At 63.3% G+C, this 21,701-nt stretch carries 21 protein-coding genes and 1 pseudogene; 10 read left to right on the forward strand and 12 right to left on the reverse strand.

Annotation, left to right across the window (positions count from 1 at the left end):
- Positions 1 to 76 precede the first annotated feature (76 nt).
- The 4 genes from OXU50_03925 (at position 77) to OXU50_03940 (ending at position 3,720) form a co-directional block, all read left to right on the forward strand.
- The gene (locus OXU50_03925) at positions 77 to 661 is read left to right on the forward strand and encodes an L-threonylcarbamoyladenylate synthase (GenBank protein ID MDD9869026.1); all 585 of its coding nucleotides are present in this window, start codon (positions 77 to 79) and stop codon (positions 659 to 661) included.
- A gap of 91 nt (positions 662 to 752) precedes the next feature.
- Positions 753 to 1,673 (forward strand): oxygen-dependent coproporphyrinogen oxidase, encoded by a 921-nt coding sequence (hemF, locus tag OXU50_03930; protein ID MDD9869027.1) that lies wholly within the window; start codon positions 753 to 755, stop codon positions 1,671 to 1,673.
- 64 nt (positions 1,674 to 1,737) lie between these two features.
- Positions 1,738 to 2,730: a porphobilinogen synthase gene (hemB, locus tag OXU50_03935; protein ID MDD9869028.1), complete on the forward strand. Its 993-nt coding sequence runs from the start codon at positions 1,738 to 1,740 to the stop codon at positions 2,728 to 2,730.
- Between the two features lie 27 nt (positions 2,731 to 2,757).
- A complete protein-coding gene (locus tag OXU50_03940) occupies positions 2,758 to 3,720 on the forward strand; it encodes a shikimate dehydrogenase (protein ID MDD9869029.1) in 963 nt (320 codons plus the stop codon).
- A gap of 151 nt (positions 3,721 to 3,871) precedes the next feature.
- Here OXU50_03940 and OXU50_03945 read toward each other — a convergent pair whose 3' ends face one another.
- The gene (locus OXU50_03945) at positions 3,872 to 4,405 is read right to left on the reverse strand and encodes a gamma carbonic anhydrase family protein (protein ID MDD9869030.1); all 534 of its coding nucleotides are present in this window, start codon (positions 4,403 to 4,405) and stop codon (positions 3,872 to 3,874) included.
- A 346-nt stretch (positions 4,406 to 4,751) separates the two neighbouring features.
- Between OXU50_03945 and OXU50_03950 the strand changes: the two genes are divergently transcribed.
- The 3 genes and pseudogenes from OXU50_03950 to OXU50_03960 all read left to right on the forward strand — a co-directional run bounded on the left by OXU50_03950 (position 4,752) and on the right by OXU50_03960 (position 6,647).
- On the forward strand, positions 4,752 to 5,783 hold the full coding sequence (locus OXU50_03950) for a prepilin-type N-terminal cleavage/methylation domain-containing protein (GenBank protein ID MDD9869031.1): 1,032 nt from the start codon (positions 4,752 to 4,754) through the stop codon (positions 5,781 to 5,783).
- Positions 5,784 to 5,979: 196 nt separating this feature from the next.
- Complete coding sequence (locus tag OXU50_03955; GenBank protein MDD9869032.1) at positions 5,980 to 6,510, forward strand: hypothetical protein; 531 nt, start codon at positions 5,980 to 5,982, stop codon at positions 6,508 to 6,510.
- A 5-nt stretch (positions 6,511 to 6,515) separates the two neighbouring features.
- Positions 6,516 to 6,647 (forward strand): annotated as a pseudogene (locus OXU50_03960) (prepilin-type N-terminal cleavage/methylation domain-containing protein).
- Positions 6,648 to 6,947: 300 nt separating this feature from the next.
- Here the strand turns inward: OXU50_03960 and OXU50_03965 are convergent.
- The 7 genes from OXU50_03965 to OXU50_03995 all read right to left on the reverse strand — a co-directional run bounded on the left by OXU50_03965 (position 6,948) and on the right by OXU50_03995 (position 17,100).
- On the reverse strand, positions 6,948 to 7,913 hold the full coding sequence (locus OXU50_03965; protein MDD9869033.1) for a BsuBI/PstI family type II restriction endonuclease: 966 nt from the start codon (positions 7,911 to 7,913) through the stop codon (positions 6,948 to 6,950).
- Positions 7,910 to 9,379: an Eco57I restriction-modification methylase domain-containing protein gene (locus tag OXU50_03970; GenBank protein MDD9869034.1), complete on the reverse strand. Its 1,470-nt coding sequence runs from the start codon at positions 9,377 to 9,379 to the stop codon at positions 7,910 to 7,912. Before OXU50_03970 ends, OXU50_03965 begins: the two co-directional genes overlap by 4 nt.
- Before the next feature lie 40 nt (positions 9,380 to 9,419).
- Complete coding sequence (locus OXU50_03975; GenBank protein MDD9869035.1) at positions 9,420 to 11,912, reverse strand: DNA topoisomerase I; 2,493 nt, start codon at positions 11,910 to 11,912, stop codon at positions 9,420 to 9,422.
- 16 nt (positions 11,913 to 11,928) lie between these two features.
- A complete protein-coding gene (locus OXU50_03980) occupies positions 11,929 to 12,801 on the reverse strand; it encodes a hypothetical protein (protein ID MDD9869036.1) in 873 nt (290 codons plus the stop codon).
- 12 nt (positions 12,802 to 12,813) lie between these two features.
- A complete protein-coding gene (locus OXU50_03985) occupies positions 12,814 to 13,140 on the reverse strand; it encodes an STAS-like domain-containing protein (GenBank protein MDD9869037.1) in 327 nt (108 codons plus the stop codon).
- A complete protein-coding gene (locus OXU50_03990; protein MDD9869038.1) occupies positions 13,121 to 14,155 on the reverse strand; it encodes a hypothetical protein in 1,035 nt (344 codons plus the stop codon). The genes OXU50_03985 and OXU50_03990 overlap by 20 nt, the downstream gene beginning before the upstream one ends.
- A gap of 62 nt (positions 14,156 to 14,217) precedes the next feature.
- Positions 14,218 to 17,100: a hypothetical protein gene (locus tag OXU50_03995; protein ID MDD9869039.1), complete on the reverse strand. Its 2,883-nt coding sequence runs from the start codon at positions 17,098 to 17,100 to the stop codon at positions 14,218 to 14,220.
- Positions 17,101 to 17,273: 173 nt separating this feature from the next.
- Between OXU50_03995 and OXU50_04000 the strand changes: the two genes are divergently transcribed.
- Positions 17,274 to 17,462, forward strand: a complete 189-nt coding sequence (locus OXU50_04000) for a hypothetical protein (protein ID MDD9869040.1) — start codon at positions 17,274 to 17,276, stop codon at positions 17,460 to 17,462.
- Positions 17,463 to 17,582: 120 nt separating this feature from the next.
- Positions 17,583 to 17,846 (forward strand): 30S ribosomal protein S20, encoded by a 264-nt coding sequence (gene rpsT, locus OXU50_04005; GenBank protein MDD9869041.1) that lies wholly within the window; start codon positions 17,583 to 17,585, stop codon positions 17,844 to 17,846.
- Between the two features lie 211 nt (positions 17,847 to 18,057).
- On the opposite strand, the gene OXU50_04010 is transcribed toward rpsT, so the two are convergent.
- From OXU50_04010 to rpmB, 3 genes are all read right to left on the reverse strand, one after another.
- Positions 18,058 to 18,483: a hypothetical protein gene (locus OXU50_04010; GenBank protein MDD9869042.1), complete on the reverse strand. Its 426-nt coding sequence runs from the start codon at positions 18,481 to 18,483 to the stop codon at positions 18,058 to 18,060.
- A gap of 140 nt (positions 18,484 to 18,623) precedes the next feature.
- The gene (gene rpmG / locus OXU50_04015; protein ID MDD9869043.1) at positions 18,624 to 18,779 is read right to left on the reverse strand and encodes a 50S ribosomal protein L33; all 156 of its coding nucleotides are present in this window, start codon (positions 18,777 to 18,779) and stop codon (positions 18,624 to 18,626) included.
- 6 nt (positions 18,780 to 18,785) lie between these two features.
- Positions 18,786 to 19,022: a 50S ribosomal protein L28 gene (rpmB, locus tag OXU50_04020; protein ID MDD9869044.1), complete on the reverse strand. Its 237-nt coding sequence runs from the start codon at positions 19,020 to 19,022 to the stop codon at positions 18,786 to 18,788.
- Positions 19,023 to 19,107: 85 nt separating this feature from the next.
- Here rpmB and proB point away from each other — a divergent pair, with 85 nt between their 5' ends.
- Entirely contained in the window at positions 19,108 to 20,259 is a 1,152-nt protein-coding gene (gene proB / locus OXU50_04025; GenBank protein ID MDD9869045.1) for a glutamate 5-kinase, read from the forward strand.
- 61 nt (positions 20,260 to 20,320) lie between these two features.
- Here the strand turns inward: proB and OXU50_04030 are convergent, their stop codons facing one another.
- Positions 20,321 to 21,538: a fatty acid desaturase gene (locus OXU50_04030; GenBank protein MDD9869046.1), complete on the reverse strand. Its 1,218-nt coding sequence runs from the start codon at positions 21,536 to 21,538 to the stop codon at positions 20,321 to 20,323.
- Between the last annotated feature and the right edge of the window lie 163 nt (positions 21,539 to 21,701).

Genomic DNA, 21,701 nt, shown 5'->3' on the forward strand with positions numbered 1-21,701 from the left:
CCGGTTGGGCGGCGGCCGGGCCGACTTTCCCATATAATCCCGTTCAATACCGGATTATACAAGGATGGTATCCCCCATGCTGAACATCCCCGATCTTGAAGCGGCGCGCGCGGCGGTGCGCGGCGGCGGCGTTGTCGCCTATCCGACCGAGGCCGTCTATGGGCTGGGCTGCGACCCGCTCGACGAGCGGGCGGTGGCGCGCATCGCGGCGCTGAAAGGGCGGCCAACCGGCAAGGGTTTTATCCTGATCGCCAGCCACTTCTCGCAACTGGCGCCGTTTTGCGCCGTCATCGGCAACGCGGCGTGGCGGCGCGTCAAGCAGACCTGGCCCGGCCCGCACACATGGGTTTTTCCGCGCACATTGAAGTGCCCGCCGTGGTTGCACGACCGCTCCGCCGGCATCGCGGTGCGGGTCAGCGCGCATCCGGTGGCGGCGGCGCTTTGCGATGTGTGCAACTGCGCGCTGGTCTCGACCAGCGCCAACCTCAGCGGCCAGCCGCCGCTGCGCACGGCGCGCGAAGTCGCGGACTGTTTCGGCGAACAACTGGACTGCATTGTCGAAGGCGATGTCGGCGGCGCCGCCGCGCCGACCGCCATCCGCGACGCCGCCAGCGGGCGCCTGATACGGCAGGGCGCGGATGAGGCGGACGACGGCGAATGATGAAGACGGCGGAAGCAAGACGGATAATCCCGCGCCTGACCGCGTTGCAGGAAAAAATCCGCGGCGCGGCGGAACACACGAACGACGGCGAATGACGGAGGCGGCGGAAACCGCGCGCGTGGTCTCGTACCTGACCGCGTTGCAGGAAAAAATCTGCGGTGCGGTGGAACGCACGGACGGCGACGCGCGTTTTGTCAGCGATGTCTGGCGGCGGCCCGGCGGCGGCGGCGGTGACAGCCGTGTTCTCGCCGACGGCGGCGTGTTCGAGAAGGCCGGCGTCAACTTCTCGCACATTCACGGCGACCGCCTGCCGGCGGCGGCGACAACGGCGCACCCGCAGCGCGACGGCGCCTTCGAGGCCGCCGGCGTGTCGCTGGTGCTGCACCCGTGCAACCCGTATGTGCCGACGGCGCACTGCAATGTGCGCTTCTTCTCGCAGACGCCGGCGAACGGCGCGCCGCGGTGGTGGTTCGGCGGCGGCTACGACCTGACGCCGTGCTATCCGTTCACCGAGGATGCCGTCGCGTGGCACCGCGCCGCGCGCCGCGCCTGCGAGCCGTTCGGCGACGATGTCTATCCGCGCTTCAAGCGCTGGTGCGACGAATACTTCTACCTTGAGCACCGCGGCGAGACGCGCGGCGTCGGCGGCCTGTTCTTCGACGACCTCAACGAGTGGGGGTTTGAGCGCTGCTTCGCGTTCATGCAAAGCGTCGGCGACAGTTTCACCGGCGCCTACCTGCCGATTGCCGAGCGCCGCCGCGCCACGCCCTTCGGGCCGCGGCAGCGCGACTTTCAGTTATACCGCCGCGGGCGCTATGTGGAGTTCAACCTGGTGTACGACCGCGGCACGCTGTTCGGCCTGCAATCCGGCGGGCGCGCCGAATCCATCCTGATGTCGCTGCCGCCGCGGGTGGTGTGGCGCTACGGCTGGAAGCCGGACGCCGGAAGCCCGGAGGAAAAACTGTGCCGGGACTATCTGAAACCGAGGGACTGGCTTACCATAGACGAATGATGATTCGCCCGCACAACAAGCGCCGTTTTCAGCGCGCCGGAAACCGGGTTGCGACAGACGAACGATGACCCGTCTGCGTACCCGTCCGCGGCGCATGCGCCGCGATGATTTCAGCCGGCGGTTGATGCGCGAGACCGCGCTCGACTGCGGCGATTTGATTCAGCCGCTTTTCGTCCTTGACGGCGACCGCGCGCGCGCGGTCGCGTCCATGCCGGATGTCGAGTGCATTCCCGTCGGCCTGCTGGCCGCCGAGGCCGACGCGCTGTGCGCGCTCGGCGTGCCGGCGGTGGCGCTGTTTCCGGTCGTCGCCGCCGACGCCAAAAGCGACGGCGCTGAGGAGGCCTGGCGCGACGACGGCCTGGTGCAGCGCGCGGTGCGCGAACTGAAGCGGCGCGCGCCCGAACTCGGCGTTGTCACCGATGTCGCGCTCGACCCCTACACGACGCACGGCCACGACGGCGTCACCGACGAAACCGGTTATGTGATGAACGACGAGACGGTCGCGCTGCTGGTGCGCCAGGCGCTGTCGCACGCCGCCGCCGGCGCCGACATCGTCGCGCCGTCGGACATGATGGACGGGCGCGTCGGCGCCATCCGCGACGCGCTTGAAGACAACGGCCACACGACGACGCGCATCCTCGCCTATTCGGCGAAATATGCGTCGGCGTTTTACGGGCCGTTCCGCGACGCCGTCGGCTCGGCGGCCAATCTCGGCGGCGGCGGCAAGGAAACCTACCAGATGGACTGCGCCAACGGCGACGAGGCGCTGGCCGAAGTTGCGCTCGACCTTGACGAGGGCGCCGACATCGTCATGGTCAAACCGGCGCTGCCGTGCCTGGATGTCATCCGCCGCGTCAAGGACGAGTTTCGCGCGCCGACTTTCGCCTACCAGGTCAGCGGCGAATACGCGATGCTGAAGGCCGCCGCCGCCAACGGCTGGCTGCCGGAACGCGCGTGCGCGCTGGAGGCGCTGACCGCCATCCGCCGCGCCGGCGCCGACGCCATCCTGACCTACTACGCCAAAACCGCCGCAAAGTGGCTGCGCGAAGGCGCGTGAGCAGGCGGCGCGGCGGCGCATGAACGAATGCCGGGACCGCTTTCCGGGGCGGCGGCGGTGACCGGCGGCGCGGCGGCGCGGGCCGCGGACCGCTATGCGCTGATTGGCTGCCCGGTGGAGCACAGCATCTCGCCGCAAATCCACGCGCGCTTTGCCGCGCAAACCGGCGAGGCCGTCCGCTATGAATTGCTTGAAGCGCCGCGCGACGGGTTTGCCGACGCGGTCAGGCGGTTTGCCGGCGACGGCGGCAAAGGGCTGAATGTGACGCTGCCGTTCAAGGAGGAGGCGCGCCGCCTGGCGGACGATGTCAGCGCGCGCGCGCAGGCGGCGGGCGCGGTCAATACGCTGGTGTTGCGGGCGGCGCGGGGTGGCGGCGCCGGCGACGGCAACCACAACAACGCCGACGGCAGTGCCAACAACCGCAACGACGCCGATGCCGGCGGCAACGCCGCCTTCACGCTGTACGGCGACAACACCGACGGCGCCGGTTTTATCCGCGATTTGCGCGTCAACTGCAAACTGCAACCGGAAGGGCGCGCGATTCTGCTGCTCGGCGCCGGCGGCGCGGCGCGCGGCATCATTCCGCCGCTGATGGAAAGCGGCGCCGCGTCGCTGGTCATCGCAAACCGCGGCGTTGAACGCGCGCGCACGCTGGAACGCCTGTTCGCGCCGCTCGGCGATGTGACGGCGTGCGCGCTCGACGAACTCGGCGGGCGCCGTTTCGACGGCATCGTCAACGCAACTTCGGCCAGCCTCGCCGGCGAAGTGCCGGCGCTGCCCAACGCGCCTGGCGCCGCCTGGGGATACGACCTCGCCTACGACGCAACCGGCGACACCGCCTTCGTCCGCTGGCTCCGCGCGCACGGCGTTGAACACGCCTTTGATGGCCTCGGCATGCTGGTTGAGCAGGCCGCCGAATCCTTCCTGCTGTGGCGCGGCGTCCGCCCGCAAACCGCCGCCATCATCCGCGCGTTGCGCGAACAACAATAAGGGGCGCGCCGTTCGGGTGCGCGGCCTTGACCGGCGAGGCCGGCATTTTTGCCGCCGACTCCATTGCATGAGTTATAGACTTCGGTCTTGTAACTCATGCCGCGGCGCTTTTTGAGTGATAGAAAACGCTGCGGCGCGCGGTGCGGGCCGCTTATGGGCGGGGCATGTGGGCGTTTTTCAGATCCACATAACTTTGTGCCGAGAACAGCAGGAAGTCGCGTTCGTCGCCGGTCAGTTCGCGGACCTTGCGGGCCGGGTTGCCGAGCCACAGGAAGCCGCCCTCGATGGTCTTGCCCGGCGGCACCAGACTGCCGGCGGCCAGCATCGCGCCGGTGCGGATGACGGCGCCGTCGAGCACGGTTGAGCCCATGCCGACCAGGCAGTCGTCCTCAATGGTGCAGGCGTGCAGGATGACATTGTGGCCGACGGTGACGCCGCTGCCGATGTGCAGCGGCCAGGCGTGCGGCACGAAGCGGCTGTCGCCGGTGACATGCAGGATGGAGCCGTCCTGGATGTTGCTGCGTTCGCCGATGCGGATTTCGGCGAGGTCGCCGCGCGCGACGCTCATCGGCCACAGCGAACTGTCGGCGCCGACGACGACATCGCCGATGACCAGCGCGGCTTCATCCACAAAGGCCGTCGGATGGATGCGCGGTTTGCGGTTCTGGTATTGCCTGATGCCCATGGATGGTGTCTGTCGGTGGCGCCCGTTGGTGGCGCCCGTTGCGGGGCGCCCGTTGCGGGGCGGAGCGGGGCGCCGTGTGCCCGTTGTCAGTCCGCCGCGCCGCGCGACCGGTGCGTCCGGCTTTGCGGCATGGGCGTGCCCCTGAAAGCCGGGCGCGAGCCGCAGTATAGCAAAAGCGACCTTTCGTCGGCTGAACAGGGCGTTTCGTCGGGCGCGCGGCCCGGTGCGGCGGCAATCGTGGCAAAACGGCGGCATGATGTTTTGTTCGCGCACCAACAACCGGCAAGACGGCAACCGCAGGATGTCCCGTTCCCGCGCCGGCAATCGGCGCAGCGGCAACTGCGGAATGTTTCGTCCCCGCGCCGGCAACCAACGCGGCGGCAACTCCGGAATGTTCCGCCGCCGCACTTGCGACCGGCGCAGCGGCTTTACGCTGGTTGAATTGCTGTCCGCGCTGACGCTGGGCGCGCTGCTGATTGCCGCGTTGCTGAAATTGCATCACAACGCGCAGTGGGCGCACGCCGCCGCCGCCAACCGCGCCGCCATCGCGCAGAAACTGATTGTGCTGCGGCGCGCCGTCGGCGAGTCGGTCGCCGGCATCGTGCCGATGTGCAGCGCGAAGGCGCGGCGCTTCAACCTGATGACCGCCGGTGCGTCGGCGCCGTTCTGGCTGAAGTTGTTTGAAAGCACCGTGCAGGTCATCGGCGGCGGCGAAGGCGGCGCGCCGGACGGCCTCAAGCGCGCCGGCGACCGCCCCGGCGAGCGCCGCGCGCAAAGCGATGTGCTGATTGTGCGCGGCGCGGCGCTGCCGGCGGTCAGCGTCAGCGGCCACGCGACCGGCACGCGCGCGTTTGTCGTTTCGGACACGGCGGGTTTCAGGCCCGGCGACGCCGCGCTGATTTGCGACGAACACGCGGCGGCGCTGTTTCAGGTGACCGATGTCGGCGCGCACTCGCTCGGCTACGGCGGCGGCGGCGTGCGGCCCGGCAACTGCGCCGGCGCTTTCGCGGCGGGCGGCTGCGCGCAGCAGCACCGCTTCGGCGGCGGCGCCGTTATTGCGCGCTATGCGGCGTCGGTGTTTTATGTCGGCGTCGGCAAGTCCGGCGGCGGTTTTTCGCTGTACCGGCAGCGGCCCGGCGTCGTCCGCGCGGGCGCCACGCGCCGCCTGACATTGAGCGCGGAGGAAATCATCACCGGCGTGCAACAGATTGCAGCCGAGGTCGTCGTGCGGCACGGCGGGCGCCTGCGCTACGCCGACGCCGGCGGCGGCGGCAGCGGCGGCGGTTCACCGTTTGCGATTGCGCTGGAAGCCGTCGTCAACGGACACAACGGCCCGGGCGGCGGCGAGGAAAGTCATGCGTTTGTCATTACATTGTAGGAAGCGGCACGGGCGCGGCGGTTTTGCCAGGCAAATCACAAGCGGCATGATGGGGCGGCGTTGCAAAACGCGGCGGGCGCAATGCAATGGTCTCGCCGGGCAAATCGCAGGCGGTGCAGAAAGACCGCATTGCCGGAAGCGGCGGGCGCGCAGTGTCCTCGCCGGGCAATTTGCCGGGCAAATCGGCGGCGGCGTGATGGGGCGGCATTGCAAAACGCGGCGGGCGCAGTGTGGCGGCATTCTGCCGGTTGTGCTGGTTTTGCTGTCGCTGACGGCGCTGGTGGCGGTCGCCGGGCTGGAGCGTTCCGCCGACCAGCGTCTGCTGGCGGGCGGCGCCGATGAGCGCGGGCAACTGCACGAAGCGGCGATGTCGGCGCTGGCTGCGGGGGTTGCCGACGCGCGCGCGCGTCATGCGGACGACTTTTCCGCCGGCAAGGACGGCCTGTTCACCGGCGCGCACGACGGGCGCCGGCGCGATTATTCGTGGAAAGACGGCGACGGTTTCATCATTGAACAACTGGCGCGGGGGCCTGCGCTGCACGCCGGCGGCAAGACCGTCGCGCAGTGCCGCCTGCTGGTGACGGCGCGCGCGCAAACCGCAGGCGGCCAGGTGCTGTTCGCGCAGGCGCTGGTGTCGGCGCCGCTGGCGGCGGCGGCTGCGACCGGCGCCGTCGTGGTTTCCATGCCGCCGGTGACGCTCGACGCGGTGCGCGTCATCACGCCGTGAGACGCATGAACCGTTTGTTCCCGCGTCGCGCGCATCGCGCGCGCGGCTTCACGCTGATTGAACTGATTGCGGTCATCGCCATCGTCGCCGTGCTGGTGACGACGGCAATCCCCGCGTACCGCACGTGGGGCGAGAAAATGGCGGTGCTGGACGCGCGCAACAAACTGACGGAGTTGATGCACCTGCAAAACGACCACCACGCGAGAAAGGCGGCCTACACCGTGCGCCTTGTCAAGGACCTGGATATTGCCGGCGCGCTGTCGGACAACGAGCGCTACCGCATCACCGGCGCCGCCTGCGGCGGCGGCCTGGAAGACTGCATCCGGCTGTCGGCGACGCCGGTGCGCGCCGATTCCGGTTTGCAGACACTGACACTGGATTCACGCGGCGCGCGCACACCGCTGAAGTTGTGGCGCTGAAGGCGCGGCGGCATAGTCTCAAACAGGCGGCGCAGAATCGTTGTATGGCCCGAGAAAACGCTCACCATCAAAGTGAATCAGGTGGGACGGCGCATCCGCCACCCACACTTCTGTTTCCCATGCAATCTCCGCGAGATACCGACCCATGACCGCCCGGTTCGGAAAGGCGGTTACATAAACCAGACCGGCAGTCGCTTCAGAAAAGAGCGCGGCAAGTTCGGCATGTCGTTTTCCATCAACAGGGCCATGGCTGGTAACGGACTCAACCAGCAATAGCCAGTTTTCCCCGGCGGAGTAGAGCAACACATCAGGCATTTTGCCGTGGGAATCCACGCCGACACCCAGGCCGGCCAGCAAGGCCCTGTCAAAGTAACCCCATTTGTCGCCGGTATCCCCGACATAGACCAATGTGCCGCCCGGAGCGAAGCGCGGAGCAAATTCCTCGATAATCGCCCGAATCAATTCACTGTGCTCGCCGGGTGTAAGAGCGATGTTTTTCCCCGGCGCAATCTTGACCGGGATGCGATTTTGCTCCCGCTCTCTGGCGTAGCGGGCAACCAGTGTTTCACGTCGGGCCAGATAAGTCGCCAATTTGTCTTGCCATGACGGGGCGCCAAAGGCCCGCAACAGTTCCAGGGTTGCAGGCTCAATTTGGTAAACCGTATGGGGGCTGTTCACAGGGCGGCCGGGTTTGTCCGGATTGCACAATGCAATACCCGCATCGCAGAACTGGTGCATTGTCCGGCGGCGGAAAGTCTCGCGTGTGTTCGGGGCGTATTCCCTGTCGTAGTGCGTTTTGACCCAGTTCATCATCGGCGTGATGCCGACAAGCGGATTTTCGACATCAGCCCACGCTTTGCCCGGCGCAAGATTCAGCAAGGCCAGCAGGCAGAGTGCGGAGCGCTCATTTTGTTGCCCCTGCGGCAGGCCCAGCGAAACAATAATCCGGCTTGCCTCTTCAATGTGATTGTCCCCGGTGTTCATGCAACCAGAGTTTCCAGTTTGTCATCAACCATCGCCTGGGTTATTTTCCCGCATTGCATGGCCCACCTGCCGAGATTAATCAGGGTTTCACGACTTGGGTATTTCATCAATTTGAGGTCGGTCGCGTTGACCTGTGTGTGACCGCTAAAGCACCGGAAATACTCATCAACGGCGGTTGTGTTGAGAAATACGGCCAATCCGCGCGCCAGCGTTTGCGGCAAACCGCGCCTGTTTTGATGAAACAGGTTCAGGTGGTTCTCGAAACCCAGCATAGGCGCGCCGTTGAATGCGGCGGAGTTGACCACACTCGCCACAATTCGCCTCCTTTCCTCCTTTGAGGAAAAACGGCGCACCACACAATAAAAACCGTTCGGATAAAGCCACTTTTCAGTGTCGCTGTTTCTGCAAATGGCATTTGGTTTTTTAGCGCCGGTCTGCGGCCATATCATGCCGCTGTCAGTGAAATGTCCGGCGTAGAGCAAAGGGACGGTTCCGGCCTCCGGCATGTCACGCAGATGCTTCTTCAGCCGAAAGTCAACCACCGGCCCGGTGGAAACCTTGATGCCAATGTCGTTCAGGGAATAACATATGGACGGGGACGCCTCAATGGCGCTTTTCCCGGGCGATACGGGCACATGAATGAACTGTTCCGGGTCGGCCGGAATCACAATCCGGTTGAACGGCTGCACGCGAGCGGCAAAATCGGCGAGAGTGTCATCGGTTGATGTGGAAACTGTCACCGGTCCCTGTTTTCCGCCGCGCTCAAGCCGGATGACGATGTTTTCCTGCAATACGCCGTCATCCCTGAATGTCTTGCTGCGTGATTCAAACAGATGTATATGCCTGACGGCCGCGTGCTTCAACATGAAGCCACGGAAGGGCCGGTAGTACGGCCCGTTGCAGAAACTGCGGGGGACAATCGCCACCACTTGCCCGCCCGGAACTACAAGCAAAAGAGACAATGCGACAAAAGCCGAATAAAGATTGACAGTCTCTATTCCCGCCTGACGAAGAAGCAGACGGCGGCGGGAATTGCTTTTTATTTTCTTGTACGGCGGATTGAGAATGGCATGAGTAAAGTCGCTCCGCCCAAATTGAATCCTGTTGACTGCGGCCTCTATAAAATCGCCGTCGGTGATTTCCAGTGCAAAAGGCAGTTTATCGGCATACCCGCGAAGCGAACCATGCAATTCCGCATGGAGATTTTTGTCCAACTCAAAGGCCGTCAGTTTAATCCTGTCAAAATTGAAGGCTTCCCCCATGCACCTTTCCAGAAAGGCGCCTGAAAGAGAACCGATACCCGCCCCGGCGTCAAGCAAATGGCATCTGCCGCCGGCTGCCGGGAAAAGTCCCGCCATGAATACCGCTGTTTTTGCCGGTGTAAAAAACTGGCCGAGCCGGGATTTTTCTTCCGCCCCGGTGTTTTTTGATATCTGCAGCCTGGTTTTTTCAATGGTTGATAACAAGGAAGTGTCTCCGGCTTTAGCCTGCTGAAGGCGCCGCGGTTCAGGTTTTCTTTGTTGTCGCGGCGCGGCGTTTTTTTGCGGTGGCGGGTTTTTTCTTTTTCGGCGGCGCCTTTTTTGCGGTGGATTTTTTCGCCGACTTTTTGCGGGCGCCTTTCTTCGCGGCGCCTTTCTTTGAGGTTCTCCTTCTGGCCGGTGCGTTGGCGATCAACTCGCGGCATTCCTCGAGTGTCAGTTCCGACGGCTCGCGGTCTTTCGGCACGCTTGCGTTCTTCGCGCCGTCGGTGACATACGGGCCGTAGCGGCCGTTCAGCACGCAGATGCCCTCGTCGGCGAAGTTCAGGATGAGTTTCTTCTCGTCCTCGCGCTTTTTCTCCTCGACCAGTTCCAGCGCGCGTTCGGCGCCGATGGTGTACGGGTCGTCGTCGCGGATGGAGACATATTTGTCGCCGTACTTGACATACGGCCCGAAGCGCCCGATGCCGACCAGCATCGGCTCGCCCTGCGGCGTCTCGCCCAAATCGCGCGGCAGTCTGAACAACTCCAGCACCTCCTCCAGCGTGACCGTCTCCGGCGTCTGCTCGCCAATCAGGCTGGCGAAGCGCGGCTTTTCATCGTCGTCCGCCGAGCCGATTTGCGCGAAAGGCCCGTAGCGGCCATAGCGCACGAAGACGGGCTTGCCGGTCTTCGGGTCCTGCCCGAGTTCGCGCGCCAGCGCCGCCTCCTGCTTGCTGATGGTCGCCTTGTCGTCAACCTGTTGCTTGAACGGATGCCAGAAGTCGTCGAGCAGCGGCACCCATTTTTTCTCGCCGCGCGACACCGCGTCGAGCGCATCCTCGAGGCGCGCGGTGAAGTCGTAGTCCACATACTGCGTGAAATGCTCGGTCAGAAAGCGGTTGACGAGGCGCCCGGTCGGCGTCGGCTGAAAACGCCGGTTGTCGAGCGTCGCGTATTCGCGGTTTTGCAGCGTTGAGATGATGCTCGCGTAGGTCGAGGGCCTGCCGATGCCGTATTCCTCGAGCGTCTTGATCAGCGTCGCCTCGTTGTAGCGCGGCGGCGGCTCGGTGAAATGCTGCTCCGGGACGATGGCGCGCACATCAACATCGTCGCCTTCCTCCAGCGCCGGCAGTTTCTTCTCCTTGCCGTCGTCTTTGCGCGGCGCATCGGAAACCTCGTCGCGGCCCTCGGTGTACACCATCATGAAGCCCGGGTCGCGCACGGTCGAGCCGGTGGCGCGGAAAGTGAAACCGGCGCCGCCCGCGAAGTCCACCGACACGGTGTCGAGCGTCGCCGGAATCATCTGGCAGGCGACGGCGCGCTTCCAGATCAGGTCGTACAGCCGGAACTGGTCGCCGCTCAGATGCCCCCGGATGTCTTCCGGCGCGCGCGACGCCGAGGTCGGGCGGATGGCCTCGTGCGCCTCCTGCGCGTTCTTCGAGCGCGTCTTGTAGAGGTTCGGCGTGGCGGGCAGTTGGTCGGCGCCGAAACGCGATGTGATGTAGCCCCTCAGGTCGTCAATGGCCTCGCGCGCCAGCGTGACCGAGTCCGTGCGCATGTAGGTAATCAGGCCGACCGGGCCGGAGCCGAGGTCAACGCCCTCGTACAGTTGCTGGGCGATGCGCATCGTGTGCGACGAGCGAAACCGGAGTTTGCGCGCGCCCTCCTGTTGCAGCGTCGAGGTGATGAACGGCGGCGGCGGGCGGCGCTTGCGCTGTTTCTTCTCGCAGCGCACCACCGGCATGGTCGCGGCGGGCGGGCCTGCGGACGGCGCGCCGGCCTTTTCAGCCGCGGCGTTGCTTTCAGCCGCGCCGATGCCCTCCTCAATCAGGCGGCACAGCCGGCGCGCGTGTTCCTCGCCGGTGATGTCAAACTGCTCCAGTTTGTCGCCCTCGGCCTCGATCAATTTCGCGGTGAAGGCAGTGGCGTCTTTCTCCAGTTGCGCCTCGATGGTCCAGTATTCGCGCGACTGGAACGCCTCGATTTCCTCCTCGCGCTCGACAATCAGGCGCAGCGCCGGGCTTTGCACGCGCCCCGCCGACAGCCCGCCGGACACCTTGCGCCACAGCAGCGGCGACAGGTTGAAGCCGACCAGGTAATCGAGCGCGCGCCGCGCCTGCTGCGCGTTGACGAGGTCGTCCGACAGGCGGCGCGGGTGGGCGATGGCCTCCTGCACGGCGCGCTTCGTAATCTCGTGGAACACGACGCGGTACACCTTCTTGTCTTTCAGCGCCTTCTTCTCCTTCAGAATCTCGTACAGGTGCCACGAGATGGCCTCGCCCTCGCGGTCGGGGTCGGTCGCCAGGTACAGGTTGTCGGCGCCCTTGAGGCGGCGCAGAATGTCGCTGACATGCTTGCGGTTGCGGTCAATGATTTCGTACTTCATCGCGAAGCCGTTCTCGGTGTCCACCGCGCCTTCTTTCGGCACCAGGTCGCGGACATGGCCGTAGGAGGCCATGATCTCGAAATCCGGGCCGAGATATTTCTTCAGCGTCCGCGACTTCGCGGGCGACTCGACTATCAATAAATTGCTGCTCATCGTTGCAATGCCATCGTCAAGGGCGGGGATTATATAGCAGGCGGGCGGCGGCATATCCGAGCGCCATGCCGATGAGCAGCACAACCCCGATGCCCGGCACCCAGACCACCGGGCTGGCGAGCATCCTGAAGCCCAGCGCCAGCGAAAAGGCCACCGGCATTGCGGCAATGTAACCGATGAGGATGCCGCGGCGCATGACTGGTGCCAACCGCCATGGCCGAAACAGCGACCACAGCACCGGCGTGATGACGCCTATCATTGCCATTGGCAGCCACTCAATTGCTCTGAGCGGCGCGGCGAAGAAACCCGGGCCGATGACTGCGAGGACGTACAGGTAATACACCGCCACCCAGAGCAACCCCAAGCCGGCGCAGAGGAGTAACCAGCAAATGGGCGGGAGCGGGCGGTTCACGGGACACATTTGGGTTGGCCTCCACGGGCTTTCGTTGATATACGCGTAGTTTTCTTCAAGTAAACTCCCCACCATGTCGGTGATGAGGCCGTGGATTGCGACGGTGCGCGGCTCTTTCGGGGATATTAATCGGGAGTCTGCGGTCAGGAGTTGGCGTAAGTAAAGCAGTTGTTCATCAGTGATTCCTGAGGGGTCGGCAGGATAATAATGTTTGCGAATCAACCCAAGCCGTTGCTCAACTGCTGCGATTTTCGAAAGCAGTTTCCGCTCAGTGTATTCGTCCAAGGTGTCTGATTGGCCTTCCCATGCATGTCGCCCATCGGCATCCAGTTGCTCAAGGAGCGACTGCACGGAACTGCATAAATCATAGGCTTCGCGGCGCTTTGTTAGCCGTGTGATAAGACGCCACCCACAAAGAGTCAATACAATGGCAAGAAACCACCCAAAGATGGCCAATGAAATGGCAATTATGGGCATAAACATAGGGCATCAGGATTGGGCTTCTTCGGCTTTTCGGATATACTTTTCCGCCTCTTTAACGACAGAGGGGAGTTTGTCATGTACCACGGTGAGTTTTTGCTTCAGTTCGGTCCTAGAGAAATGTCTGCGCACCAAGCCGCCGAAAACTTCCTCCAAAAATGATGAACCGTAGAAATTAGTGCCGCCAAGATTGACCGTAACATGATCGTATTTGCGAAGGGCGGGCACCAGTATGTCTTCACGAAAAACTTCGCCGCTACGATTGCCGTCATCCCGGTATCGCCCAAAGGGGCGATCCGTGAAGTCACGGGCAACATCAATTATGTGCTCTTTCATAATGCGCCTCCGATTGACGATGTAGTGGAATTTGCCAATGGATAAGGGTACCAGCGACATCATAACCTATTTTCTGGGCGATTTGGTCATTATTTTTGCCTCGCAGGCAGTAATAACCCTTGCCGCTGATAATGGTCAAATGGCCTTCGTGCGCGCCCAACACCAGTTGTTGGATGTCGTGACTACCCAGTCCGCCACCGTGCCCCTCGCGCGAACTTCTCGTGTATTCCATCGCCGCCTTAATCATTGCGGCATCACTAGAGTCGGACTTCAGTGTTGCCCAAGCCTTTTTAAACCAATTCTTGTCCTTCAAAGTTTTGGGAATTCCCACTCCTCTGTCACATAACGCAATATGCAGGCTGTTCCCGAAGATTGTTGCTGTTGCCCACCAAAAGTCGTTCGCCTCGTTTTGAGGATACGCATGTTGCTTGACATTAAGCATCGCTTCGCTGATGGCTTTGTTCACTAAGCTCTCGGCATAATCTGAATCTTTAATATTCAGTTGCTTTTGAACCAAGGCAGTATTCATCAAGTATTCAATAATCATGGGCAGATGATTATCATCTTTCCCTCTGATGACGGGGATGTGGGCACTATCTGGCAGGGCCGGGTGGCTGCATACGGCCAAAATTCCGGTGATTCGCAGTGCATCGAACACTTGCAAATTATTGGACATGCCTTGTACGCGGATTACGGCTCTGTTCATCCGGGCACGGTCAATTTCCGAATAGAGATACACTGCACCTAATGCATGAACTAATTCGGTTTTGGAAAAATCGATGACTATCTTTTGGGCGGCAACGGCTTTGCGTTCCAGCTCATGTACAAAACGAATGACTCGGTCTGCATGTTCCGGTAGCAAGGCAAGACATTCTGGAGCGTGAATCCTTTCATGGCCTGAATTGCGAATAAATGGCGACGCCCGGCGACGCACGCGTTGTTTGCTCTTTCTCTTGAGTAGAGCATGCTCTATCCGCTTTTGCCGAAGCAGGTAGCCTTTGGGAAGTTTTTTCATGCTTGAATACGCCGGAACTACAATCTATTTAAGGAAAGGACAAGCAACCCATCCATCGCGCCCTACCGCTTCGGGGCGCTCAGCATGGCGAGGGCATGCGCGTTGCCGCCGTGGACGCTGGGCTCGGTGCACCAGAGGGTGCGGAGGGACGCCAGCGCGTTGGCGTCGTGGGGCAGGCCGAGCATCATCATGACTGCCCGGTCGATTTCATGACGCGCATGGTCGGCGTGCAGTTGGCAGACCGGCAGGAGTTCTTTGTCTGCCAATTTTTCGAAGACCGCCGCCGCTGCGGCGAGTTTATCTGGCGGCAGTTGCCGCAGGTCGGGGCATGGGATTTGCTTGATGGCGTTCACTTGCACGCGCGCCCGGCCTTGCTGGGTGCGGCTGCCGCGCGTCCAGTGAACGACCGCGCCGAGCGTGGAGTTCGCCCACAACGCGAACGCGCGCAAAATGCTTTCATCATCCGTTTGCAATGTCGTCCACGCCTGCCCACCATACACTGGATGGGGTGTGGTCGCAGCGACGAGTTTCTGTGAAGTCCATCTCAAATTGCGCGCGTAGTGCAACGTGCCGCGCGTGTTGCGGACGGCATCCGCCGCTTTCTGGTCAACAATGACGCCTTTGTGTGTTGGCAGCACGCGCAAAGCAGTTTGGGCTTTTGCGCTCGCCTCCCACAAAGCGCGGTTTTTGCCGAGCGTGTCGTTTTCGCTCTGAATCTTGTCAAGCGAAAATGCGCCTATTGGGTCGCCGCCGCGCAGGTGTCCGATTCTGTGGTGCGTGGGACCGACGGTGAACAGTTCGCCGATGGTAACCATCGGGCAATTCAACTTCATGCGCTGCTGCGTTGCAAGGTCCTCAAAAACACCGCATGCCAGCATTGATGCGACCGTGCTCAACTCCGCGTTGTCTGCGGACAGATGCGACCACGGGCTGCTTGCCTGCGGCGGGTCAAACCGCACCACCCGCCCAATCTCCGCATCGCCCGCCACAATCGGGCAATGTGAATCGGTCATCGCATGCACCGCCTGCATCATCACGCGGCCGTATTCACCGGCCTCACCGGAGCGATTGGGCAGTTTGTCCAGCGAGATGCACAGCACCGGCGACATATCATCGCTCTTTGTTTTGCGCTTAGTCGCCACCAGCAGCATCTCACCCATGTGAGTGTCGGCGCTCATATTCTCGGCGCCGCCGCTGCCGCTTGGCACCGCCACCGCCAGGATGTCCTCAAACTCGGTCACCAGCATCGCGCGGGTTTTGTCCCAGGTCTGCGCAAAGGCCGCGGTCAGCGGCAGCACAAAACCGATTTTGCCGCCGGGTTTGGTTTTGTTGCGCGCGAGGCACAGAAAACTCGCCGCCATGCCAGCGCGCTTGTCGGCTGGTTGGTCTGCGGTGAGTTTGCCCCAGCGTGTTTGGCAGGCCTTGCGCTCGGCGGCATTGAGGCCTGCGATGTCAAACGCGCTCTGCCCGCCGCGCGTGCGGCTATATGGCGGATTCATCAGCACATAGTCCATCGAGCCATCCTCGGCTTCGACCCAGTTGCGGGAGTTTGAGTCGTCATTGCCGCGGAGCAGCGTTTCATGGGTTGCAAAAGCATCCACAGTGCGGCCTTCGGCGAAGAACTCCAAAGAGCCGACCGTGAGCCCGCCCTTTCTGTCGGAGGTCTCGTACCCAGCGCCGACCCAGCCGATGTTGGACGTGACATACGGTTTGCCGTTGCCTTCCAGCACCAGACTGGACACCGACAAGTGCGCCGCGATGGGGCTAACATCGGCGCCGGTCAGCCCGCCCTCCATGGCGTCGCGGTAAATGACATCCAGCGAGGCCAAGTCGCCGCCGGCGTTGGTGTGGAGCATAACGACACGACGCAGTCCGGCGCGCAGCAGCGTGCCCGTGCCGCAGGCCAGGTCGGCTATTTTCAGCCGCTTGAACAAGTCCGCGTCCCGCCAGTCGTCGCGGTCTTGCGGCTTGATGGTGAGCGCCGCCAATAACTCGGCGGTGGACGGCATGGTGTAAAACGCCGCCGCCTGTTTTCGGTCTTCGCTGATTTTCGGGAAGAGTTCGGCGCCGACATTAATGTGGGAACCGAGGCGCGCGCCGTTCAGGATTTCAACGCCCTCGAGCAAACTGCACAACGCATTGCCGACACACTTGTCGTACGATTTTGCAGCGTTCTCCAGTTTGACTACCGCCAGATCAAAAATGGAACGCCAGTTGGTTTCGAGAATTTTGCGCCATTCTTTCACCAGAGACTGCGGATGCACGGTTTCAGTATGCAGCGGCAATTTTGCGATTGCCGGGTTGACGCAGCGAATCATGTTCTGCACCAGCAGGGCGTCCAGCCACAACACCGCAATCGTGCGCATGCCAGTCAAGATTGAGCGCTGCGAGATGCTCTCGCTGATTTCGGCGATATCAGATTCCGGAAGACCCTCGGAAAGTGTGGCCGCCGCCCGGTTAATTCGCCCGACGACATCATCGGCGACTTGCTCCACGCTGTCCTTGGACACCGACGCGACTTGCATGAACGCCGCCAGGTCACGCACGCTGCCGTTAAGATAACCCGGTTGCGGGAAGCGGTAGCCGCCTCGCTGCAGCACCGCGTAACCGATTTCCGCACCGTCATCCAGCGCAACTTCCACTTCCTGGTCGCCCATCGCCTGAAACGAAGGCGGGATGTTGACCGAGATGGCCGTGTCAAGCCCCTCGCTGTCAGCAATTCGGCTGGCCGCGTCCTTGCCGTCATCGCCGCCATAGGCGCACTCAATCACAACCGGCGGCATATCGGGGATGTCAACGCTGATGTCAATCCGCTTGCCGCTGCGGTCACCGGCGCGTTCCGCCCTGATGTATCCGTCCGTGCCCCACGCAGGGAAGCACTTGCGAAGCGACGCGGCGAGTGCGTAGTTGAAACCTTGCTCGTGTAGTTTTCCTTTGCTCGACATGGTTATCCTCGCTTATCACACAAGCGGGTGCAACGCGATGATGATGGCCAATGCCACCGCGCGCGAACGATTATCAGGACAACAACCGCCGCTGTCAAACTTGTTTTTGCAGTCACCTGCGGGCCGGAATTGTGGTATCGTGCATTCACCAACCCCGAAACCGGAAAGAGACCATGAGCAAAAACACCACCCCCCGCAGAACATTCAGGATTCATGTCGGCAAATACGGCGGAGTCCGTGTGGACCCGGACGAGTTTTTTGCGGATCCCGTGGTGAGAGAGCAAATCGAATTGATGAAGAAAACAAAACTTGTCGGGAAGAAACTCGATTTCAGGAAACGGTCTCCGGAAAAGCCGGATTGATATGTTCATTTGCGGAATTGCACAGAAAAATTGACAACAGAAGAGGGCAAACAGCGGGCTTGACCGGCAGCAAGGTTGCCGTTACACTGCGCGGCCCGTATTCATAGAGGAAAGACACCGATGGCAAACACATCCACGGCGCGCAAGTGCGCGCGGCAGGCGGCGAAGCGCAGGCGGCACAACATGAGCCTGCGGGCGCGTCTGCGCACCTCAATCAAGAACATCGCCAAGGCCGCCGCCGCGGGCGACGCCGACGGCGCGCGCGCGGCTTTTCGCAAGGCGGTGCCGCTGATTGATTCGGGCGTCACCAAGAAACTGATACACAAGAACAAGGCCGCGCGCCACAAAAGCCGCCTGAACCGGCTGGTGCGCGAGATGCAGTAAGCGCCGCGCCGGCGGCGGCGGCTTTTCCGCCGCACAGCGGCCACCACCACCGCACAACGACAAAAGGCCGCGTTTCCCTGAACGGGGAGGCGCGGCCTTTTGGCAAATGGCGCTTTTCCGGCGCCCTTTCCAGAGCCATAAAAAAACCCGCGGAGGCAGCGCCTGCCGCGGGCTTTTATCTGTGCGCGCTATCCGTGCGCGGGCGCGGCGCTCAAGGCTCCCATCCCCAGCCTCCGCGAACGATGTCGAGCAGCGCTTCCGGTCTGCTTGCCGGTCTCGGCGGCAAGTTGCCCGCCGCCGACGCGCCGTGCTGTGCAAGGAACTGTTGATAGCGCTGAAGTCTTTCTTCACGCGATGTGCCGCCCGAGATGTTGTCCAGGTCTTTGTCCCCCATTGCCCTGGAAAGCGCTTCAACGATTTCTTCCGACGGAAGCGTCAGATGCCAGCGGTTGCCGTCGTTGCGGTGCACCACGACTTCCAGGCCGGGCGGCAGCGGTTTTCCGCCGAGCATGGCGAGGGCCGCTTTCGGGTCCTTGTCGAATTCGGCGCGGAATCCCTCGTCGCAAATGTAGAGATTGACCAGCGCGGCGGTCGCCTCCGGCGTCGGCACCGGCGATTTTTCCTGTTTTTCCATCATTGAATCCTCCTTCACGCTTCACGACTTGTGTCATCTTATCCACAAGGGATAACCTGTCTTGGATGATAGAGGCGGCGCCCGCTTTGTCAATAATGACAAAGGTTTCTGAACGGGGGCGGGAACGGCGCAACGCGCATCCGTTACTTGATTTTTGCTTCCTTGTAGAGGACGTGCTTGCGCACGACGGGGTCGTATTTCTTGATCTCGAGTTTTTCGGCGTTGGCGGTCTTTTTGCGCGAGGTCGTGTAGTAATGGCCGGTGCCGGCGCTGGAGACGAGTTTGATCTTGTCGCGCATGGCGCCCTACACCTTGACGCCGCGCGCGCGCAAATCGGCGAGCACGGCCTTCAGCCCCTTCTTGTCTATGATGCGCATGCCCTTGCGCGACACCCGCAGTTTGACCCAGCGCTTCTCGTCCGGCTCCCAGAAACGCTGGACATGCAGGTTCGGCAAAAAGCGCCGCCGCGTCTTGTTGTGCGCGTGCGACACATTGTTGCCGCTCATCGGCTTCTTTCCGGTTACCTGGCAGACTCTGGACATGACGGTTCTCCCCCGCGGGGCCGCACAGCATACCACGCCGCCGGGCGAAAGCAACCGGCGCGGGGGATGGAATATAATCGCCGCGATGGGGAACGACAACGACAACGCCGCGGGCAACGCCGGCGGCGGCGCCAGGCGCTGGGTCATCAAGGTCGGCAGTTCGCTCGTCACCGACGGCGGCTGCGGCCTCAACCGCGGGCTGATTGGCGACTGGGCCGCGCAGATTGCGCGACTGGTGCGCGCCGGCGGCCAGGTCGCGCTGGTGTCGTCCGGCTCGATTGCCGAGGGCGTCAGCCGCCTCGGGTGGCGCGAAAGGCCGCAGACCCTGCACGCATTGCAGGCCGCCGCCGCGGTCGGCCAGATGGGGCTGATGCAGGGCTACCGCGAGGCCTTCGCAAGCCACGGCGTCAACACCGCGCAGGTGCTGCTGACGCACGAGGATTTCCGCGACCGCCAGCGCTACCTGAACGCGCGCGCGACGCTGACGACGCTGCTGGAACTGGGCGTGGCGCCGGTCATCAACGAAAACGACACCGTCTCCACCGACGAGATTCAACTCGGCGACAACGACACGCTGGCGGCGCAGGTCGCCAACCTCGTGGACGCCGACCTGCTGCTGATGCTGACGAACCAGCGCGGCCTGTTCAGCAAGGACCCGAACCGCGACGACGGCGCCGAACTGATACGCCGCGCGCATTCCGGCGACACGCTGCTCGACGACGCGGCGGGCCCCAGCATCGGCGAACTGGGGCGCGGCGGCATGATCACCAAGGTCGCGGCGGCGCGGTGCGCGGCGCAGTCGGGCGCCTCGACCATCATCGCGCCGGGGCAGGAGCCGGATGTCATCGCCCGCATCGCCGCGGGCGAGGCGCTCGGCACGCTGATTCAGGCCGGCGGCAAGCCGCTGGCGCTCCGAAAACGCTGGATTGCAAACCTCAAGCCGCGCGGCGCGCTGACGCTTGATGACGGCGCCTGCCGGGCGCTGTGCGATCTCGGCAAAAGCCTGCTGCCGGTCGGCGTCGCCGCGCTCGACGGCGACTTCCGGCGCGGCGACATGGTCGTGTGCCGCAGCGCCTCAGGCGACGCCGTCGCGCGCGGCCTCGCCAACTACGCCGCCGACGAGGCGCGCCTGATCATCGGCAAAAGCGGCGGCGAGGTGAAGGCCATCATGGGCGCGCGCTACGAGGAGGAACTCATCCACCGCGACAACCTCGCGCTGGACGCCCGCTTCAACTGAAACGGGCGCGGAAAGGGCGGTGATGCGCGGCGCGGCGGCGCGCGGCGCGCGGGGCGGGCGTTCAGCCCGTGTGGTGTATCGCCGCGAGCGACGGCTTCAGCGTGTAGCCCTGGATGCGGCGCGAGAAGTCGGCGAGTTTCTGCAGGCCGGTTTCCTCGGCCTGGCGGCACCATTCGCGCAGCAGGTCGCACAGCCGGTGCTGGTCGGCGTGGTCGGCGCTCCACAGTTCGTGCAGTTTGCGCTTGAATTCATAGACCACCTCGAGTTGGCGGTTGTCGTCCAGCACCCGTTTCAGCGTGTCGCGGTCCTGGTCGCTGACATGGCGGTCGTGCAGCAGCATCACGCGGCGCGCGCGCAGCAGCAGTTTGCGGTAGCCGCTGTCGGCGCAAGCCAGTTCGGCGCGCATCACCGGCACGATGACGCTGGCGGCGTACTCGCGCATCACATGCAGGCGGCTGTGGAACAGCGCCGCGGCGGTTTTCAGGTCGAGCGCGCCGGCCTGCGCGGCGCGGCGGCGCGGCACCGGCGCCAGCCGCAGCACGCGCGCCAGGCCGACCGCGCGCAGCAGCCGGATGTACAGCCAGCCGATGTCGAATTCCCACCACTTGAACGAAAACTTCGCCGAAGTCGGGAAGGCGTGGTGGTTGTTGTGCAGTTCCTCGCCGCCGATGAGCAGGCCGAGGTTGCTGAAATTGGTCGAGTTGTCGTCGGTGGCGAAGTTGCGGTAGCCGCCGTAGTGCCCGATGCCGTTGACGACGCCGGCGGCGAAGAACGGTATCCACATCATCTGCACGGCCCACAGCGCGATGCCGAAAAAGCCGAACACGATGTAGTCCAGCGCCAGCATCAGCAGGATGCCGAGCGTCGGAAAACGCGAGTAGAGGCGCTTTTCCAGCGCGTCTTTCGGCGTGCCGCGGCCATATACGCGCAGCGTCTTGGCGTTGCGCGCCTCGTCGCGGTAGAGGTCGGCGCCGCGCAGCAGCACCGTCAGGATGCCCTTAAAGGCCGGGCTGTGCGGGTCGTCGGGCGTTTCGCAGCGGGCGTGGTGCTTGCGGTGTATCGCAACCCACTCCCTGGTGTTCATGCCGGTCGCGAGCCACAGCCACAGCCGCATCAGGTGGCTGACGGCGGGGTGGAAGTCCACGCTGCGGTGGGCCTGCGAACGGTGCAGAAACAGCGTCACGCAGATGATCGTCAGGTGACACAACACAAGCGCCGCGGCGAGATAACCCCACCACGGCAACTGGATCAGGCCCTGGCCTGTCAGTACATCAAACATGGCCCGGCACCATAACCGGGAAAGGCGCCGCCGTCAACCGGAACAAGGCCGGTTGACGGCGGCGGCGGGGCATCAGCACGACCAGGAATCGCCGCAGATGGACGGCTGACGGCCCGCCTTCAGCGTCTGCCTTCAGGCGTTGCCTTCAATCCCTCTACCCCCG

The organism is Gammaproteobacteria bacterium, from assembly GCA_028817225.1.
Taxonomy (GTDB): Bacteria; Pseudomonadota; Gammaproteobacteria; order Poriferisulfidales; family Oxydemutatoraceae; genus Oxydemutator.

What these genes read in the sequence shown, in the direction of transcription:
- OXU50_03995 (MDD9869039.1), bottom strand. Translation starts at nt 17,100, where the DNA reads ATGTCGAGCAAAGGAAAACTACACGAGCAAGGTTTCAACTACGCACTC.
- hemF (MDD9869027.1), top strand. Translation starts at nt 753, where the DNA reads ATGACGGAGGCGGCGGAAACCGCGCGCGTGGTCTCGTACCTGACCGCG.
- OXU50_04030 (MDD9869046.1), bottom strand. Translation starts at nt 21,538, where the DNA reads ATGTTTGATGTACTGACAGGCCAGGGCCTGATCCAGTTGCCGTGGTGG.
- OXU50_03980 (MDD9869036.1), bottom strand. Translation starts at nt 12,801, where the DNA reads ATGCCCATAATTGCCATTTCATTGGCCATCTTTGGGTGGTTTCTTGCC.
- OXU50_03940 (MDD9869029.1), top strand. Translation starts at nt 2,758, where the DNA reads ATGCCGGGACCGCTTTCCGGGGCGGCGGCGGTGACCGGCGGCGCGGCG.
- rpmG (MDD9869043.1), bottom strand. Translation starts at nt 18,779, where the DNA reads ATGCGCGACAAGATCAAACTCGTCTCCAGCGCCGGCACCGGCCATTAC.
- OXU50_03990 (MDD9869038.1), bottom strand. Translation starts at nt 14,155, where the DNA reads ATGAAAAAACTTCCCAAAGGCTACCTGCTTCGGCAAAAGCGGATAGAG.
- OXU50_03975 (MDD9869035.1), bottom strand. Translation starts at nt 11,912, where the DNA reads ATGAGCAGCAATTTATTGATAGTCGAGTCGCCCGCGAAGTCGCGGACG.
- rpmB (MDD9869044.1), bottom strand. Translation starts at nt 19,022, where the DNA reads ATGTCCAGAGTCTGCCAGGTAACCGGAAAGAAGCCGATGAGCGGCAAC.
- OXU50_03985 (MDD9869037.1), bottom strand. Translation starts at nt 13,140, where the DNA reads ATGAAAGAGCACATAATTGATGTTGCCCGTGACTTCACGGATCGCCCC.
- OXU50_03965 (MDD9869033.1), bottom strand. Translation starts at nt 7,913, where the DNA reads ATGAACACCGGGGACAATCACATTGAAGAGGCAAGCCGGATTATTGTT.
- OXU50_03945 (MDD9869030.1), bottom strand. Translation starts at nt 4,405, where the DNA reads ATGGGCATCAGGCAATACCAGAACCGCAAACCGCGCATCCATCCGACG.
- hemB (MDD9869028.1), top strand. Translation starts at nt 1,738, where the DNA reads ATGACCCGTCTGCGTACCCGTCCGCGGCGCATGCGCCGCGATGATTTC.
- OXU50_04010 (MDD9869042.1), bottom strand. Translation starts at nt 18,483, where the DNA reads ATGATGGAAAAACAGGAAAAATCGCCGGTGCCGACGCCGGAGGCGACC.
- rpsT (MDD9869041.1), top strand. Translation starts at nt 17,583, where the DNA reads ATGGCAAACACATCCACGGCGCGCAAGTGCGCGCGGCAGGCGGCGAAG.
- OXU50_04000 (MDD9869040.1), top strand. Translation starts at nt 17,274, where the DNA reads ATGAGCAAAAACACCACCCCCCGCAGAACATTCAGGATTCATGTCGGC.
- OXU50_03955 (MDD9869032.1), top strand. Translation starts at nt 5,980, where the DNA reads ATGGGGCGGCATTGCAAAACGCGGCGGGCGCAGTGTGGCGGCATTCTG.
- OXU50_03925 (MDD9869026.1), top strand. Translation starts at nt 77, where the DNA reads ATGCTGAACATCCCCGATCTTGAAGCGGCGCGCGCGGCGGTGCGCGGC.
- proB (MDD9869045.1), top strand. Translation starts at nt 19,108, where the DNA reads ATGGGGAACGACAACGACAACGCCGCGGGCAACGCCGGCGGCGGCGCC.
- OXU50_03950 (MDD9869031.1), top strand. Translation starts at nt 4,752, where the DNA reads ATGTTTCGTCCCCGCGCCGGCAACCAACGCGGCGGCAACTCCGGAATG.